The 17,299-nt window shown below is 45.9% G+C and carries 14 protein-coding genes; 5 read left to right on the top strand and 9 right to left on the bottom strand.

All coding sequences use genetic code 11. The annotated features are described in order from the left end of the window. Positions 1-27: 27 nt before the first annotated feature. Together glnE and UQW94_RS20555 are read right to left on the bottom strand one after the other, a co-directional pair. The gene (gene glnE / locus UQW94_RS20550; RefSeq protein ID WP_025768396.1) at positions 28-2,871 is read right to left on the bottom strand and encodes a bifunctional [glutamate--ammonia ligase]-adenylyl-L-tyrosine phosphorylase/[glutamate--ammonia-ligase] adenylyltransferase; all 2,844 of its coding nucleotides are present in this window, start codon (positions 2,869-2,871) and stop codon (positions 28-30) included. 113 nt (positions 2,872-2,984) lie between these two features. Next, positions 2,985-4,241 (bottom strand): methyl-accepting chemotaxis protein, encoded by a 1,257-nt coding sequence (locus UQW94_RS20555; RefSeq protein WP_005379890.1) that lies wholly within the window; start codon positions 4,239-4,241, stop codon positions 2,985-2,987. Between the two features lie 105 nt (positions 4,242-4,346). Here UQW94_RS20555 and UQW94_RS20560 point away from each other — a divergent pair, with 105 nt between their 5' ends. Next, positions 4,347-5,120 (top strand): potassium channel family protein, encoded by a 774-nt coding sequence (locus UQW94_RS20560; RefSeq protein WP_025768395.1) that lies wholly within the window; start codon positions 4,347-4,349, stop codon positions 5,118-5,120. A gap of 41 nt (positions 5,121-5,161) precedes the next feature. Here the strand turns inward: UQW94_RS20560 and UQW94_RS20565 are convergent, their stop codons facing one another. Further along, complete coding sequence (locus UQW94_RS20565; protein ID WP_005379894.1) at positions 5,162-6,694, bottom strand: inorganic triphosphatase; 1,533 nt, start codon at positions 6,692-6,694, stop codon at positions 5,162-5,164. 212 nt (positions 6,695-6,906) lie between these two features. On the opposite strand from UQW94_RS20565, the gene UQW94_RS20570 reads away from it, so the two are divergent. From UQW94_RS20570 to UQW94_RS20580, 3 genes are all read left to right on the top strand, one after another. Further along, positions 6,907-7,587 carry a TIGR00153 family protein gene (locus UQW94_RS20570; protein ID WP_005379896.1) on the top strand — a complete coding sequence of 227 codons (681 nt, stop codon included), beginning with the start codon at positions 6,907-6,909 and terminating at the stop codon, positions 7,585-7,587. Positions 7,588-7,718: 131 nt separating this feature from the next. Then, positions 7,719-8,978, top strand: a complete 1,260-nt coding sequence (locus tag UQW94_RS20575; protein WP_005379898.1) for an inorganic phosphate transporter — start codon at positions 7,719-7,721, stop codon at positions 8,976-8,978. 178 nt (positions 8,979-9,156) lie between these two features. Beyond that, a complete protein-coding gene (locus UQW94_RS20580; RefSeq protein WP_005379900.1) occupies positions 9,157-9,768 on the top strand; it encodes a TIGR04211 family SH3 domain-containing protein in 612 nt (203 codons plus the stop codon). Positions 9,769-9,856: 88 nt separating this feature from the next. Here the strand turns inward: UQW94_RS20580 and ggt are convergent, their stop codons facing one another. From ggt to UQW94_RS20595, 3 genes are all read right to left on the bottom strand, one after another. Beyond that, positions 9,857-11,587 (bottom strand): gamma-glutamyltransferase, encoded by a 1,731-nt coding sequence (ggt, locus tag UQW94_RS20585; RefSeq protein ID WP_203345692.1) that lies wholly within the window; start codon positions 11,585-11,587, stop codon positions 9,857-9,859. A gap of 273 nt (positions 11,588-11,860) precedes the next feature. After that, complete coding sequence (locus tag UQW94_RS20590; RefSeq protein WP_005387437.1) at positions 11,861-12,547, bottom strand: general secretion pathway protein GspB; 687 nt, start codon at positions 12,545-12,547, stop codon at positions 11,861-11,863. Continuing rightward, positions 12,547-14,163, bottom strand: a complete 1,617-nt coding sequence (locus UQW94_RS20595) for an ExeA family protein (RefSeq protein ID WP_005387440.1) — start codon at positions 14,161-14,163, stop codon at positions 12,547-12,549. The genes UQW94_RS20590 and UQW94_RS20595 overlap by 1 nt, the downstream gene beginning before the upstream one ends. Positions 14,164-14,301: 138 nt before the next feature. Between UQW94_RS20595 and UQW94_RS20600 the strand changes: the two genes are divergently transcribed. Next, positions 14,302-15,522, top strand: coding sequence for a multifunctional CCA addition/repair protein (locus UQW94_RS20600; RefSeq protein ID WP_213898502.1), 1,221 nt, complete (start codon positions 14,302-14,304; stop codon positions 15,520-15,522). A 52-nt stretch (positions 15,523-15,574) separates the two neighbouring features. On the opposite strand, the gene UQW94_RS20605 is transcribed toward UQW94_RS20600, so the two are convergent. Genes UQW94_RS20605 through folB form a run of 3 tightly spaced genes read right to left on the bottom strand, consistent with a single transcriptional unit; the run spans position 15,575 to position 17,231 of the window. After that, entirely contained in the window at positions 15,575-16,378 is an 804-nt protein-coding gene (locus UQW94_RS20605; protein WP_017820255.1) for an undecaprenyl-diphosphate phosphatase, read from the bottom strand. A 14-nt stretch (positions 16,379-16,392) separates the two neighbouring features. Beyond that, on the bottom strand, positions 16,393-16,875 hold the full coding sequence (gene folK, locus UQW94_RS20610) for a 2-amino-4-hydroxy-6-hydroxymethyldihydropteridine diphosphokinase (RefSeq protein ID WP_005387457.1): 483 nt from the start codon (positions 16,873-16,875) through the stop codon (positions 16,393-16,395). Further along, positions 16,872-17,231, bottom strand: a complete 360-nt coding sequence (gene folB, locus UQW94_RS20615) for a bifunctional dihydroneopterin aldolase/7,8-dihydroneopterin epimerase (RefSeq protein WP_005387458.1) — start codon at positions 17,229-17,231, stop codon at positions 16,872-16,874. Before folB ends, folK begins: the two co-directional genes overlap by 4 nt. Between the last annotated feature and the right edge of the window lie 68 nt (positions 17,232-17,299).

Here is a 17,299-nt window from a genome sequence, read left to right on the forward strand (position 1 = left end):
GCCCTTATCGAGGCTAAATATATGGTCTTAACTGAACCACTGATTCCAAGCCTGTTTTACCCACTCCCTTTCGGCAACAAACTTATCTTCCACCACATCAGCGTCTAAATTGAGTAGATTTCGGCGGTGTATTTCGTTGCGCATTGTCGTGTAAGCACGTATCAACTGCATTGCTTGGTCTTCGTCCATAACATCTTGCGCAATGAGCGTTTCAAAGATGCGCACATTATCACACCAACGCGTCAATTTCGGCTTATCGTGACTATAGTTGAGCACTAGGTACTGAGCGAGAAATTCGATATCGGTAATCCCACCTACATCTTGCTTGAGCATAAAGCGGCCTGGCTTTTTCCCCCCAAGATGACCGCGCATTTTTTCTCTCATTTCGACAACGTCTTTTTTCAGTTCAGCTTGATCGCGTGCTTTGCACAGCACATCATGCCGCGTATTGTGAAATGCAATTGCCAGTGGTTCATCACCATAAATCATGCGCGCGCGGACAAGTGCTTGATGCTCCCATGTCCACGCGTCTTGATGTTGATAGTCGTCGAACGCGTCCGTTGGGCTAACCAACAAACCCGATGCACCGGACGGACGCAATCGGGTATCGACCTCGTATAAAATACCGGAAGCGGTGCGAGTGGAGAAAATATGAATGATACGCTGTGCTAAACGAAGGTAGAACTGACGACCATCAATCTCTTTTTTGCCGTCAGTGTAGACATTGACTGGGCAGTCATGCATGAAGACAATATCCAAGTCGGAGTTATAGCCGAGCTCCCACCCTCCGACTTTACCATAGCCAATTACAGCAAAGCCTTTGCCTTCACGATCTTTCACATGCGTTGGCTCGCCGTACTTTTCAGACACTTGCAACCAAGCCTGACTGATCACCGCATCCACGATAGCTTCCGCTAAATAAGTTAAATGGTCACTCACTTTCATCACTGGCAATGCGCCAGCAATATCTGCCGCTGCAATACGCAAAATACAAATTTGCTTAAACTGACGCAACGCTTCCATTTGCTGTTCCATATCATCTTCAGGAATACGCGCCAAATAATCACGTAGCTCTGTACGGTAACTGTCTAATGGAATGGGATTGTACAGCTGCGCAGGGTCGATCAACTCATCAAGCAAGATAGGATAACGAGACAGCTGCTCTGAAATCATTGGGCTTGCGGTACACAAACGTACGAGCTGCACCAGAGCCGCTGGATGCTCATCCAATAATTCCAAGTAAGTTGTGCGAGTGCAGATGTTGTGTAGCAAGTGAAGTACACGAGATAGACCAAACTGTGCATCAGGATGGGCAAAGACCGCATCAAACACTTTCGGCATCAAACGGTTGAGCACTTCGCGTCCACGTGGGCCTAACGTTTTTTTGGCCAGATCGGTTTTAAAGTTGATGATGGTTTTCGCGCATGAAGCAAAGTCTTCAATCTGAATATCCTGCTGCAAGATATGCTCAAGAACGTCTTGCTTGTCGGCCATATCCCATAGCTCATGAAAATGACGAGCAACAGTAGTCCCCTCGTCTTCTTCATCATCACCAATTAGTGATTCAAAAACTTGGTGAACATTTGCCATATGCTGCTGGGTTTGCTCAATCAATTGCTCCCAACAGCTTATTTTCATCGCGGTGGCGAGCTTTAAGCGTTCGGTTTCGCAATCAGGCAGCGTCTGGGTTTGCTTATCCGCCATTGCTTGCAACAAGTTTTCTAATTGACGCAAGTACTTGTATGCGGCTTCTAGATCGCTGACTTCTTGTGGAGTAAGCAATGCCAGCTCTTCAATGCCTTGTAGCGTTTCCAACAGCCCTCGATTACGCAAAGAAGGTTCTCGACCACCTCGAATCAATTGAAAAACTTGAGCGATAAATTCAATTTCTCGGATGCCACCCGCACCTAGCTTAATGTTGTTATTCAAACCTCGGCGGCGAACCTCGCTACTGATCATCGACTTCATTCGACGCAAAGATTGAATCGCACTGAAATCAATATAACGACGAAAAACAAAAGGGCGCAGCATTTGGCGTAGCTCTTGATACTGCGGGTACATCTCACATCCCATCACCCGAGCTTTGATCATCGCGTAACGTTCCCAATCTCGCCCCTGTTCTTGGTAATAATCTTCAAGTGCGGCATAGCTCATTACCAAAGGGCCACTTTCTCCAAATGGGCGAAGTCGCATGTCGACGCGGTAGCAAAAACCATCGAAGGTTTGTTGGTCGAGCGCTTTGATGATGCGTTGACCAAGACGAGTAAAGAACTGGGCATTGGCAATGCTGCGGCGTGCGCCTTGGGTTTCGCCATTCTCTGGATACGTGAAAATTAGATCAATATCGGAAGAAAAGTTTAACTCGCCACCACCTAGTTTCCCCATGCCGATAATTAACATCGGCTGCACTTCACCGTCCTCACTTGTTGGCGTGCCCCACTCCTGACAACACACTTGATATTGCCATTGATAGGTTTCAAAAATCATCGCTTCTGCCAACTCAGATAAGTGGCTTAAAGACGTCTCTAGAGACCATGCATGCGTGAAATCCTTCCACGCAATGTACACCATTTCTCGGTTGCGAAACTGACGCAACACGCGATGACCAGACATCTCATCAGGACATTGTTCCAACAGTTCAGCAAGACGTGAGCGGTAAGACTCCTGACGACTTGGCTGCGCTAACATACTTGGCAACTCACGGGCTAGGACTTCATCGCGATGAATAGCTTCGGTTATAAATTGGCTTAAGCCCGCCACATAACGAAATTGCTGCGCAACCTCATCGGGCCAAAGGGGAAAATAACCTGCGTCTTGGGCGTTTTGTACGGCAGATTCAGCGATAGAAATCAGTGGCGAAGGCAGCTGCATTTTTCTTCCTTGTTTGAAAAGCACGGTAACTCATTCTTTATACCAGACTGAAAGCAAATAAAAACGCCCACAAAAGGTTTGTGGGCGTTTTATCAAAAGTTCGGGATCGAATATTAAACTTGGAAAGATTTGATCTTCTTGTCTAGCTCACCTGCATTATTTTGCATCATTTCAGAGGTTTCTAGCAGCTCGGTAACAACAACAACTGAGGCTTCCACCAACTCACGTACATTGGTGAGGTTTTGGCTCATCTCTTCTGCAACACTGCTTTGCTGACCAGACGCCGTCGCGATCTGGAAGTTCATGTCATTGATTTGCGTCACTTGCCCAACAATACCATCGAGCTCAGATCCAGCATTAGAAACCAACTCGTTTCCATCTGCCGCTTCTACAACGCTTTTTTCCATGAGTTCTACCGCAGATTCAGCACTGGTTTGCAGCTGTGCGATCATCTCTTGAATTTCTACCGTCGCTTGTTGTGTACGTTGGGCAAGGTTACGAACTTCATCTGCAACCACAGCAAAACCCCGCCCAGCCTCGCCAGCTCGCGCCGCTTCAATCGCCGCATTCAGTGCAAGCAGGTTGGTTTGTTCAGAAATGCCTTGAATCGTCCCTACAACGCTACCAATGGCTTCAACACGTTCTTCAACTTGGTTAACCGCTTGTGCCGATGAAGCGATATCCGACGAAAGTTCACTCATTTTCGCCATTGTACTTTGCAAGAACTGCTGACCAGAAATTGCTTGCGCGGAAGCTTGCTCTGTTAGAGAAGATGCCGTCTGGGCATGTTCCGCAACCGTTTGGACCGTCGACGACATTTCACTCATCGCCGTAGCAAGTTGATCAATTTCGTTAAACTCTTCTTGCGCCGATTCCTTCGTTTCCGACATGCTCAGTGTCATGACTTCGGTGAGCGTTGATAATTCATCAGACGCATTAATTTGCATTTGAATCACATCGTGCAATTGTCGACGTGTCTTTTCTAATTCACGTGCCACGTCTCCGTATTCATCTTTACAATCCATACCAAATGGAACAGAGAGGTTCTTGCTCGCCATCAGTTTGATCGCGTCGCTCAGATACTGTGTTTGACGCAACATTACTCTAGCCGCCGCTAATAAGAGCACGACAAAAACCACTATCAATAAGGCGGTTTGCCAAGCAACTTGCGTTAAGTATGCTTCATAATGCTGTTGGGCAACTTGCGCGTTTTGTGTCGCCGCTAAAAGTGAGTCGTAAAAAGTGTTTGCGTCCCACAGTTGTTTTGCCACGATCAGGACAGTGCTGAAGACCATCAACATGACCATTTTAGGCACCAGTCGAATGTCGGATATGACCCTTTCCCATGGCTTAAATGCCAGCTTTTCCATTGTCAGTTCTCCACCGAGTCTTATATAGTCTTTATCTATAATCTTTATATTACTTATAGTTATGTTCGCGCTTTGCGTGGTTACGCGATTTATTTTGAGCTTCGTATGAAAAACAATGATATCAAAGACAGCACACGACCGATGGGCCTGTTGTCACTAATATTGTCTTTTATGGCACTATTTGTGATCTCTGGCTTGTTGTTTTTCCCGATCGATCACGAAACCCGTCAAGTTCTTATCGGTCTGGATTTCATAATCTGTAGTATTTTTCTACTACAGCTCACCATTGATTTGATCCGGTCCACAGATCGCTGGTTATTCCTTAAACGTCATTGGATAGATTTCGTGGCGAGCATCCCATTGATAGAGCCCCTGCGCTTTGCTCGTATTTTTCATATTATGCGAGTGGTATTAGTACTGCGTTCGTCAAAGTTCATTTTGCATCAGCTCAAAGAAAACCGCCGCGAAACTACGGTCGCCTCTATACTGCTATTGATGGTTATCCTCATAACGCTCGGTTCTAGTGCAATGCTGTTTATCGAAGCGAAAAACCCAGAAGCGAATATTCGCACTGGCGCCGATGCTTTGTGGTGGGTATTTGTAACGATCTCAACGGTTGGTTACGGCGATCATTATCCTGTGACCTCCATAGGAAAGTTTTTGGCTGTCATCATCATTGTTTGCGGGGTGGGTATCTTTGGTATGATCTCGGGTCTTATCACCTCTATCCTTACTGCCCCAACGAAACAACAGACGCACAGTTCAATCAATAAAGAACGTATGCTCGAGCAGCTCCTAACCCAACAAGCGCAAATACTAGAACGACTCGATTTCATGGAAAAAGAGCTACAACAACGTAAAACAGAGACAAAAAAATAGGACCATGCGGTCCTATTTTTTTGTCGTTACCACCAGAACGATCATTCACGCCAATAAGGCTGTACTTCCACACTGATCGCTCGGGTTTGATCCATTGCATGCAAAATTGAGCGCTCTTGACGGTGCAACCAGCGTTCTAACTGCTCTTTTTCTGCGTCTTCCAGCATATCAACCAACGGGAGCAAGTGGTTCAGCATTAGCAGATCATCGATACCATGCACCAGATCCGCCCATGGTAAACGGAAGCTGTTACGCTCATCCGAGTTATACAAACTCGCGAAACCAATACCAGTATAGAGGTTACGCAATAAGCGATAACGCTGATCAACGTACTCTTGCGCCGTCAAATCGCGCTCTGCTGGGAAAGCTTCCATTAGCTCAGCCCAAGTGCGATCGAGCTGAGTAACTGAAAACGGCATGATATTACTTGCCATTTTTTCACGTGCTTTTTCATCAAGAAATGGCTGCCAACCGCGCGCTAAGATCCAGCGGCTTAGATCCAGCAGTAACCCTGTGTAACGCGCGGAATTGAGCAACCCTAGCACTTCTTCACGGCTTGGCAACTCTTGTAACTGCTGAGTCAACTCAGATACTAAGAACTTACGTGCATCCAACTTGCGCAGCACATTGCCTTTGTCATCTAAAAGCTCTTCAAGGTGTGCATGCTCATCCAACCAACTCAGTTCTTCTTCCAACCATTTAAGCTCTTGGCGCAGAATCGCGCTCGCGCGACGAGGGACAATCCCGCCAAAAATGGTCAATGTTTGACGAATGAAACGAATGGCATTACTGATTTCACGCAGTGCTTCCACGCTGTCACGCTCAGCATAAATTTGCTCGTGATAATGCCAATGAGACAAAGCGTGCTCTAAAGAGTTGATCAAGCAAAATTCAACGGTATCCGTCGGACTACTGTCCACAAGTGCCAATGATTTTACTTCATCACCCGCATAACCGCTTGCAAGTCGATAACCTTTCGCCGCTTTGCTCAAGTTACCCAAGCGCATACCACCTTGCTCGCAAAAGCTGCGTGCCAGTGTGAATAAAGCTTCGGTTTGGCCAGACTTAAGTTCCAGTTCAACTTCGCAAATTGGCTCTTGCTTCTCTTCTTCGTCTTCACCTTTGGCTACAACTAAGCCTTGGTCAAAAGCAACTTCAATCTGACTGCCATCGGGCATGCCAATCAGCCATTGTTCACGTGTGAAGTTGGTCGAGAATAATGGCATAAGCTCGGATTGCAGCGTTTCTGCATCTTTACCTGGAGGCCAAATATCTAGAGGATGAAGCGACAGATTAGGCTCGTCGCTAGTGTGCTCAGCATTGTATTCTGGTCTTTGATGTAAGCCTGCGACGACGCGTCCTGCTGTCTTTACGGTTTGGACGAATACATCATCAAAACGGCGAATTCTTAAACCAATGTCGTGCTTTCGAAGCCATTTATCGGCAGTATCAAAATAGGTGTTACCCAAGTCACGACAACTATGCTGAAGTACTTTTGTCTCAGAAATTTTTTCTTTTAAAGTTTCTGAAAATTCAGGAGAAACAAAAAACTTCAGTTCTATTTCGGTTTCCATAGCTATACCTTTCAAAGCAGATAGAAACAGGATATTGCGTAATTTCTCACACGGCAAGAGAGAAATATCGCCGGAATGATGATCTAAAACAGTTTTAATGAGCGATTTAATGCGTTACCATGCGCGCCTTTATAGCCATCGTTCAACATTTCGCCAAGCACTCAGAAATGGTGTATGTTTTTTTAAGGTTATAGTTATTAGGTTGAATGACCATGCCAGTAAATACAATTATGGGGTTATTTGCAAAGTCCCCAATTAAGCCTTTGCAACGCCACGTTGTGTGTGTCAACGAATGTTGTTCACACTTGGTGAAATTCTTTGAAGTATCTTCAAAGGGTGATTGGGAAAAAGCAGCAGAAATCCGTGCACAAATTTCTCACCTAGAGAAAGAAGCGGATGTGCTGAAACGTGAAATCCGTCTAAAACTGCCTCGCGGTTTGTTCATGCCAGTCGACCGTACTGACATGCTTGAGCTTTTGACTCAACAGGACAAACTTGCAAACCTGGCAAAAGACATTGCTGGCCGTGTATATGGTCGTCAACTTGTCATCCCTGAGGCTCTCCAACCAAACTTCCTCGCTTACGTTCAACGTTGTCTTGATGCTGCCGATCAGGCGCAAAAGGTAATCAATGAACTTGATGAATTGCTAGAAACCGGCTTCAAAGGCCGTGAAGTGACGCTCGTCGCTGAAATGATTCATCAATTAGACGTTATCGAAGATGATACCGATGCCATGCAGATTGAACTTCGCCAACAGTTGATGGTGATTGAAGCTGACATGAACCCTATCGATGTCATGTTCCTGTACAAGATTCTTGAATGGGTAGGTGGTATTGCCGACCAAGCGCAGCGCGTAGGTGCTCGTTTGGAAGTCATGCTATCTCGATCTTAAAACATAAAGTTAACGACATAACGAAGAGCATAATTAACACGTGTCATAGGGACGATGACTATTTTCATCGTCTTATGGTTTGGCGCGCGTAAAATTTTGTTCCGCTTGTTATAAAACAACTAGGTATTACGATGGATATCCTTGCGAACTACGGCACTGTCCTGATTATTGTTGCAGCGATTTTTGGTTTCATGATGGCGATTGGTATTGGCGCGAACGACGTTGCTAATGCGATGGGTACATCTGTAGGTTCAAAAGCGCTAACTGTAAAACAAGCTATCATCATTGCGATGATCTTCGAATTTGCAGGTGCTTACCTTGCAGGCGGTGAAGTAACCGACACTATCCGTAAAGGTGTAATCGAAACTTCTTTATTTGCTAGTCAACCAGATGTTCTTGTCTACGGCATGATGTCTGCGCTTTTAGCAGCAGGTACATGGCTGCTTCTTGCTTCTTACATGGGCTGGCCAGTATCAACGACTCACTCAATCATCGGTGCAATCATTGGTTTTGCATGCGTATCAGTAGGTACTGAAGCGGTTGACTGGGGCAGCGTTCAAGGCATTGTTGGTAGCTGGATTATTACGCCAGTGATTTCAGGTTTCTTTGCTTACGTTATCTTTGTCAGCGCACAACGCCTGATTTTTGATACAGAGAACCCTCTGTTTAATGCGAAACGTTTTGTACCTGTTTACATGTTCATCACAACAATGGTGATTGCACTTGTAACCATCAAAAAAGGTCTAAAACACGTTGGTCTTCACCTGACCAATGGTGAAGCCTGGATGTGGGCAGCAGCAGTTTCAGCACTTGTGATGATTGGCGGCTACGTATACATCCAGAAAAAATTCGCTAATCGCGAAGAAGACCGCAGCTTTTCTGGCGTGGAAGGTATCTTCAGCGTTCTGATGGTTATCACCGCTTGTGCGATGGCATTTGCACACGGTTCAAACGACGTTGCAAACGCCATTGGTCCACTGTCTGCTGTCGTATCGACTGTTGAACACATGGGCGAAATCAGCACGAAAAGCACCATCGCTTGGTGGATTCTACCTCTTGGTGGTATTGGTATCGTGGTCGGTCTTGCAACACTGGGTCACAAAGTAATGGCAACCGTTGGTACAGGCATCACTGAGCTAACGCCTAGCCGCGGTTTTGCAGCACAGCTAGCAACAGCATGTACGGTAGTTCTAGCGTCTGGTACAGGCCTGCCAATTTCAACCACTCAAACATTGGTTGGTGCGGTTCTCGGTGTTGGCTTTGCTCGTGGTATCGCAGCACTGAACCTAGGCGTAGTTCGTAACATCGTGGCATCATGGATCGTTACACTACCAGCGGGTGCGTTATTAGCCGTAGTATTCTTCTACGGACTTCAAGCGATGTTCGCTTAAGACACTCGTCAATAGAATGTAAGCGCTTTGTCATTATTGACTCAAACGCACAGAAAGGGAGGCTTTGCCTCCCTTCTTTGTTGCACCGAGGTTTGAAACTGCATACTATTCGTCTATTTCCGGCTCCAATCATTCGGTGCCAACGCTGTCTCCAAGAAAAATCGTTAAGGGATTTACTGTGAAAAAACTAATCATCACGGTTTTGTTTACTTTGCTAGCAGCGCCAGCGGCCCTAGCAGCAGACCGTTATATTTCTGATGACCTCTTCACTTTTATGCACTCAGGTCCAAATAACACCTACCGTATTATTGGTAGTGTTAACGCCGGTTCTAAAGTACAACTGATTAAAACCAACCGAGATACTGGCTACACGCAAGTTCGTGATGACCGTGGTCGCACTGGTTGGGTACAAAGCAAGTTTGTGACAAACCAAGAGAGCATGGCAATTCGCCTTCCTCGCATTGAGAAAGAGCTAGCCGAAGTAAAAGAGCAGCTTGCTAATGCTCGTCAAACTTCTGATGCAGAGAAAGCCGGTCTTGTTACCTCTCTCGAAACACGTAACCAACAAATTTCAGATCTAGAAAATAAATACTCTGAGATCAGTGATCAGCTTACTTCTGTTGAAACAGAAAACCGCGAGCTACGCGCAAAACTGGATACACAAAAAGATGACATGCTGCTTAAGTACTTCACTTATGGCGGCGGTGTCGCAGGTTTAGGTTTACTATTTGGTTTGATTCTTCCGCATGTCATGCCTCGTAGAAAGCGCTCTCCTGCGGGTTGGGCATAAACCCTTACGCTTTTATCTTTAAAAAGAACGCAAAAGCCAGTCGATATTGACTGGCTTTTTAGTTTGCTTCGTTTGATAGAAGTGAGTACTACTCCCCCATTGAACTAGAGGCTCGACGACGATCCGTTGCGCCATAAAGCTTGCCATCTTTTAGCTCAATTGCATTCAAACCGCTTACCACTGGAATAACGTGCACTGGGTAGCCAAGCTCCATAAACTCAGGCACCAACATTTCTGCGAACGTTTTCTTTTCCACCAGCAAACCAGTCGGGTCATAAGACTTGGTGCGGTCTATCTTAGTGCCATACTGGATGTTTGGTAAGTCAATAGCCTCTTGCGCTGATAAGTTCCAATCCAGCACCCCAACCACGGTTTTGAGTACATACCCCGGGATTTGTGAACTACCTGGTGACCCAACCACCAAACGCAAATTATCATCACTGTCCATCACCATTAATGGCGTAATAGCCGAACGTGGACGCTTGCCCGCTTCAATTGAGTTTTGCGTAGGTTTGCCGTTAACCGTTGGCAGAGGTGAGAAGTTAGCCATCTGCGCGTTCAAGATAACGCCATCGACCATCACACCCGAGCCCATACCTGTTCCTACCGTACTAGTCATTGCTATTGCATTTCCATCTCTATCGACGATAGAAATATGCCCTGTATCTTTGCTCTCGAAGCCTTGATATTGCGCATACTGAGTTTGCGTTATCTGTCCTGCTTTTGGATCCTCTTTTGAAGTGCCATTATCGGGGATTAAATCACGTCTCTGATCTAGATAGGCTTTAGACAACAACTGTTCAACTGGCGCTTCCACATAATCCGGATCTCCGGCATACGCAATACGATCGGCTTTTGCAATTCGCATCGCTTCAGTCATGAGACGCCAAGGTTCCACATCCGTTTTCGCCATATGGGCAATGTCATAGGGTGCAAGCAGTTCAAGACTCTGAGCGACCATCACACCGCCCGAAGCTGGGTAACCAAAAGAGACGATTTTATTCCCACGGTAGTCGCTCTCAATGATGTCACGCTGCTTCACTTGGTAATGTTTAAAATCTTCTAAAGACAACTTCTCGTGTTGGTCGTCAATACGACTATTAACCGTCTCTACGATGTGCTGACCAAGCTCACCACCATAAAGGTAACTATCGCCTTGTTGCGCGATCTTCCTCAGCGTCTCAGCCATCTTAGGGTTCTTCATCAAGGTTCCCGTCGGCTTAATATCGTCCCCTTGCCAATACAAGGCTTTCACTTCCGGATCTTGCTCAAGTCGGCTTTGCTCTCTTACTACGATGTCGTAGGTGTAGCTGTTCATCGCGTACCCATTGCTCGCCAATGTAATCGCCGGCTTAATCAGCTCTGCCCATGGCAACTTGCCGTATTGTTCATGAGTGGTGTAAAGCAACCGCAACGTGCCCGGAACCGCAACAGAACGAGGGCCTAATATTTCGTTGCGACTGAGTACTTCCCCATTCTCAACAAACATTTCAGGGTTCGCGCTAGAGGGCGCTTCATCTCGACCATCAAGGGCCAGAAATTTTTTCTCGTCATGTTGATAAAACAGCGCGAAAGTCCCGCCGCCAATTCCGGTCATATCTGGCTCAACGACAGACATCACCATCTGCATCGCGACCATAGCATCAACAGCGTTACCGCCTTCTTTCAATATTGAGTAACCGGTACTGCTCACGTAAGGATTCGTCGCACTGACCATGAAATCTTGCCCGCGACTATCTGGTGTAACTGGGAATGGATCTGGCTTTGCTGCATAGCTTGTCGATGCAACAATACTTAAAGAAAAAATCAGAATACGCATGTGTCTCTGTTTAGACTCCTATTATGTGATGGGGTCTAACGTGGACCAAGTCATTACTCCGAAGTTCGTGAAGATGGTGTCTTTTTACACAACGCTGACTGGAATCGCGCTATCAATAGATGAATGATATTGGTGCTATTTAAACGACTGAGAAAAGCTATATTTTGCTTGTTTGAGTATCTAAAAATCATCACCAGAATAGATGCAAAAGATGCTCTGAAAAATAAAAAGCCAGCGATATGATTTCGCTGGCTTGATGTGTTTCTACAAGAGTTACCCTTTCCACTCATACAACGCTGGTATACGAATTTGCTCACCTTGGAACTCAACAATCACAGCTTGCGGTTGTATTTCTCTTAGAGTGACCTGATCATCAACGACATCCCCTTGATGATACTCAACATTGTTAATTTTCACCCAACGGCGATTTTCATCACTAGCGTACATATGGGTTTGCAAATTAAGCGCAGGTAGACGCCCTTGCCACTGGTGAGCGTTGCGCTCTAAATCGTTCACGCGTGCCGTTTGTGATGACGAATTGTCATCATCTCGGGATAAGGCATTTTCGACCTTCCTAGCTAAATCAGGAGATAATGAGGATAAATCCAGATCATCCAAAGACAACCCGAGGTCCTCTTCAGCAGCAGAAGTCGTTTGGGTTGATGCTGAGTTGCGTGTTTCATCTCTGCTTGGTGTATGGCTTGTGTATTCATCGGGGGTGGTAAATGTACCAAAATCACGCGATAGCTCTGCACTTGGCCACTCTCTTGGCAATTGGGCCAACTGGGTGTTCTCTGGATAGTCTAATACTTTGAAAGGTGATACCACTTCGACCTTTTCTATCGGGGACGTTGTATCTACTTCAACACTCGGTGCAAAGAGATCTAAGTACCAAGCGACTCCAATAGCAGAAGCAGTGATTGGCAGCAAGAACAGACCTATATGTTTCACAGCTGACATTATGCGTCCTCCTTCTCTATTCTCGCCAGTTGAGGCGCATCTGGCTGAACATTTTGCTGAAGTCGGTCTAGCGTTCGCTTACCAGCAATACCATCGACACCAATTCCTTGCCAGCGTTGAAATAACTCGACTCGCTCTTTCATCGCACCATCAAAAATAGACGTTTCAAGCAGTGGCTCACTCACCGCTTCTGCTAATAATCGGTCTAATACTTCAATCGCAGGGCCTTCCATGTCTAAACGTAATGTTTCATTCAGCGGAGCATGCCACAGTTCGATAATATTGCCCTGCCACAACGGCTTTAGCCATGAAATTGGCAGACGGAGACGCTGCTTACCATTGAGCACTTCAGCTTGGTCATTACCGACGGCATATAGAATGACATACCCAACATCACCTTGATAATTCAACTCCAAGATCACAGGGCGATTTTGTTGCATCAACAGCGGCCAAGTCGCCATTTTACGCTCACAACGCATAGTCGACTGCGGTTCTGACAAACAAAGGTTATCGCGAACCGATGCTTGATATCCCCACAAACGATACAAATCATTTACAGCGAGGTTCGACTGTTTTTGTGTTAACAATAAAGCACGCTGCTCATCCGTTAACTGTTGGCTGACGACGGTTGGTGTTGGCTCTACTCTTGGCTCCGTCACTTGTGTCAACACTGACGTCGCTTGAGCTGGCATATAATTCACGACCGCCCACCCCGTACTTAATGCAGCAATAAGGCCTACCGTGACAGAGCCCCAAGCAGGCCAACGGAAAGTCCGGCGCTCTTTTTTATCTTGCTGATAAATATCTGCCTGAAACTGCATCACCTCTTCACAGGCCTGCTGAACGGTTTGCTTATCCACAACCACATTACCCTGGTGATAACTAATGTTGAGGGATTTGTCACAGATAAGGTTGATGAGCCGCGGTATACCGTGACTGTATTTGGCTATAAGTTTACAAGAAGCACGATTAAACAGTTGCTGGTTGCCACCTGCTGTATGTAGTCGAAATGCGATGTAATCTTCTGTCTCTTTTTCATCCAACGGCAACAGGTGATAACGCCCAGTAATACGCTGGGCAAGTTGGCGTAGTTGTGTTGTTTGTAATAACCGCTGCAATTCAGGCTGCCCGACCAACAACACTTTGAGCAGTTTTCTGGTATCGGTTTCCAAGTTGGTCAACAAGCGCAACTGCTCTAGAACGTCGGCAGCAAGGTGTTGAGCCTCATCAATGACCAGCAATGTCTGCCAACCTGAACGATAATTACGCAGCAAATATTGATGGATAACCTGGTTTAGCTGTTTGAGGTTTGCGTCTGGCGGATAGGTGATTTTGAACTCATCACAAATGGCTTCAAGCAAGTCTCTACTCGAAAACGTGGGATTGAGGATAAGACCCGCTTTGGTGTTATCACCCAAATTCGCCAGCATCGCTTTTGCGACAGTCGTTTTGCCTGTACCTACTTCGCCAGTAAGCATAGCAAAACCACCGCCATCGCCTAGCCCGGCTTGGAGATGTGTGATTGCCTCTTTGTGACGTTGGCTTAAATACAAATAACGTGAGTTTGGAACAATCGAAAATGGTTGTTCGACAAACCCAAAAAAGTCCTTATACATTAGGCTCTCCAGCTAAAAAACCACCTGAGAATAGTCAGATATAATATAAACATAGCCGCATCTACTCTCGGGAGTAAAGAAAAGTACCATTGCTTGCTACAATGTCCAACGGCATATCCATAAATTAAGAGGTAATTCGTGCAAGTTTATTTAGTAGGTGGCGCAGTTCGAGATAAATTGCTCGGAATTGATAGTTATGACAACGATTGGGTGGTCGTAGGCGCGACGCCTGAGATGATGTTGTCCCAAGGGTACACCGCCGTTGGTAAAGACTTTCCTGTATTTCTGCATCCCAAAAGTAAAGAAGAACATGCCCTTGCACGAACAGAGAGAAAGTCAGGTTCTGGTTACACTGGCTTTGAATGTTTCTTCGATCAAAACGTCACCTTAGAAGAAGATTTGATACGTCGTGATTTAACCATTAACGCGATGGCAATGGAGAGTGATGGCACGATCCATGACCCATATGGTGGTCAGCAAGATCTCAACGATAAACTGCTACGCCATGTATCAGACGCCTTTATTGAAGATCCTCTACGCGTTTTACGTGTCGCTCGCTTCGCTGCAAAGCTTGCTGATCTAAACTTTACGGTTGCCGACGAAACTATGCGGTTAATGCGTCACATGGCAGAATCTGGAGAGCTAAGTACACTGACTCCCGAGCGTGTTTGGCAAGAATGGCATAAATCTCTCTCTACTCCTCGCCCTGATATTTTCTTATCGGTTCTACGAGACTGTGGTGCATTAACCGTGGTGTTACCTGAAATTGATGCACTATTTGGCGTACCTCAACCTGAGAAGTGGCATCCAGAAATCGATACTGGCATCCATACTTTGATGGTGGCAGAGCAAGCCGCAAAATTGAGTAACTCACTCCCCGTCAGGTTTGCCGCCCAAGTGCATGACTTGGGTAAAGGCGTGACGCCAGAGAGCGAATGGCCAAGCCACAAAATGCATTGCCATACAGGATTAAAACTGATCAAAAAGCTGTGCGAACGTGTCCGGGTACCAAATGAGTTTCGTGATTTAGCCTTGATGGTGTGCGAACAGCACTCCAATATTCATCGCGCGGCTGAACTTAAACCACAAACCATAATTAAAATACTCAATAAGCTCGATGTGTGGCGTAAGTCCGAACGTCTGCAAGATATCTTGCTTTGCTGCCAAGCGGATCACGCTGGTCGTAAAGGACTGGAAACGCAACCATATCCACAGGCGGATATTTTTAGGCAAGCCTACCAAGCAGCAGCGGCAGTTGACGTTCAAATCATAATCAAAGAGGGCTTTAAAGGCCCTGCGATTCGTGACGAGCAAGAAAAACGACGTATTGAAGCAGTGAAAGCAGCACTTAAGAAGTAACGAACAAACAAAAACGCCCGCGGATTTCGCGGGCGTTTTTCGTTAACATCAATTATGCACTTAATAGAAAAGCGAACAAACCGACGCCCAAAATGAGACGGTAAATCACAAACGGTGTCATGCCCATGCGTGAAATCATCTTCAAGAAGAAGTGAATACAGATGTACGCACTGATAAACGATGTGATAATGCCAGTCATTAAGAAACCAACATGGACAGGTTCACCACTGGTCACTAACTTCATGCCTAAGTAGCTACCAGCTAATGTAATGATTGGGATCGACATTAAAAACGAAAATCGGGCAGCCGCTTCTCGAGTAAAGCCAAGGTAAAGCGCTGCTGTGATGGTCGCCCCTGAACGTGAAGTTCCAGGAATCATCGCTAAGGCTTGAGCAATACCGATAAATACAGCTTTCTTCCAACCCGTTTGGTATTCATCGGCAACGAGTTTAGCGTTTTTGTCTACCCACCATAGCAACAGGCCAAATACGATCGTAGTAGTCGCGATGACGTAAGCGCTACGTAGATACACTTCAATGATGTCTTTCATCAATAAGCCAAACACACAAGCTGGAATCGTCGCAATCACGATCATCCAAGCCAATTTAGCTTCTTTACTGCGATCTCCTTTAAAGATCGAAGCAAATAACGCTTGAAACAAAGTGATTACTTCATGACGAAAATAGATCACGACAGCCATTAATGTACCGACGTGAACAGCAACATCAAAGGCTAGACCTTGGTCTTCCCACCCTAAAATAGCGGAAGGCAGGATCAAATGGGCAGAGCTTGAGATAGGCAAAAACTCTGTCAGCCCCTGAATCAGAGCCAAAATAAAGGCTTCAAAATAACTCATGTAAACAACTCAAATTAAAAATGAAAGGAAACGGGTTTGAGCGAATCGACTGGCTGCATAGCATGCCAAATGTCTGCGACTGTGCGTCCATCGCCTGGGATCACTAATTGCGGTTCGAGATCATACAGCGGCTTTGTGACAAAAGGATATTTGTAGATATCACTGCGAGGTAGCTCAGGTTTTTTCTTGGAGACGCGCTCACCGAACAACACTATATCGAGATCCAGTGTTCGATCCTGATACTTTTGCGCGTTTTCTTCGCGTCCCCACTTAAATTCAATCTCGCGTAGTTGATGGCTCAACTCTTCTAATGACAACTCGGTACGCATTGCAACGACAAAGTTGTAGAAATTCTTGCTGCTAAAACCAATAGGTTCGCATTCATATATCGGTGATACGAGGAGATTTTCTCCAAGCCGTTGCAGCTCCTGATACGCAGCAAGCACATGTTGCTCTCTTTCTACGTTCGTCCCAACACCGATATAGGTGGTGATCATGCTCGGCCTCGCTCAATCACCACACCAACAGCACGTGCTTGCGGCACGGCGCCAGGCTTCGCTAGGCGGATTTTCACCCAAGGCACAGAGAAACGCTGCATGATAAGCTCTGCTACTTCTTCAGCCACGCGCTCGACCAGTAAGAAACGACCATTTTCAATGTGGTTAAGTACCGCCTCACTCACCTGCGAGTAATCCAGTGCATCTTGCACATCATCACTTTTGCCCGCAGGTTTATTATCGTGTGCCATTTCAATATCTAGAACCAACTTTTGTTTGATTTGTTGTTCCCAGTCGTACACGCCAATGGTGGTGATTACTTCTAACTGTTCAATAAAAACTTTATCCAGAGCCATCTTATGTCCTTCTATTACAGAGGTCGGATACCCGTGAGGGGTAATTTGATCGTATTATTCTATACCTA

It is taken from the genome of Vibrio sp. PBL-C16 (genome assembly GCF_034321865.1).
Taxonomy (GTDB): domain Bacteria; phylum Pseudomonadota; class Gammaproteobacteria; order Enterobacterales; family Vibrionaceae; genus Vibrio; species Vibrio alginolyticus.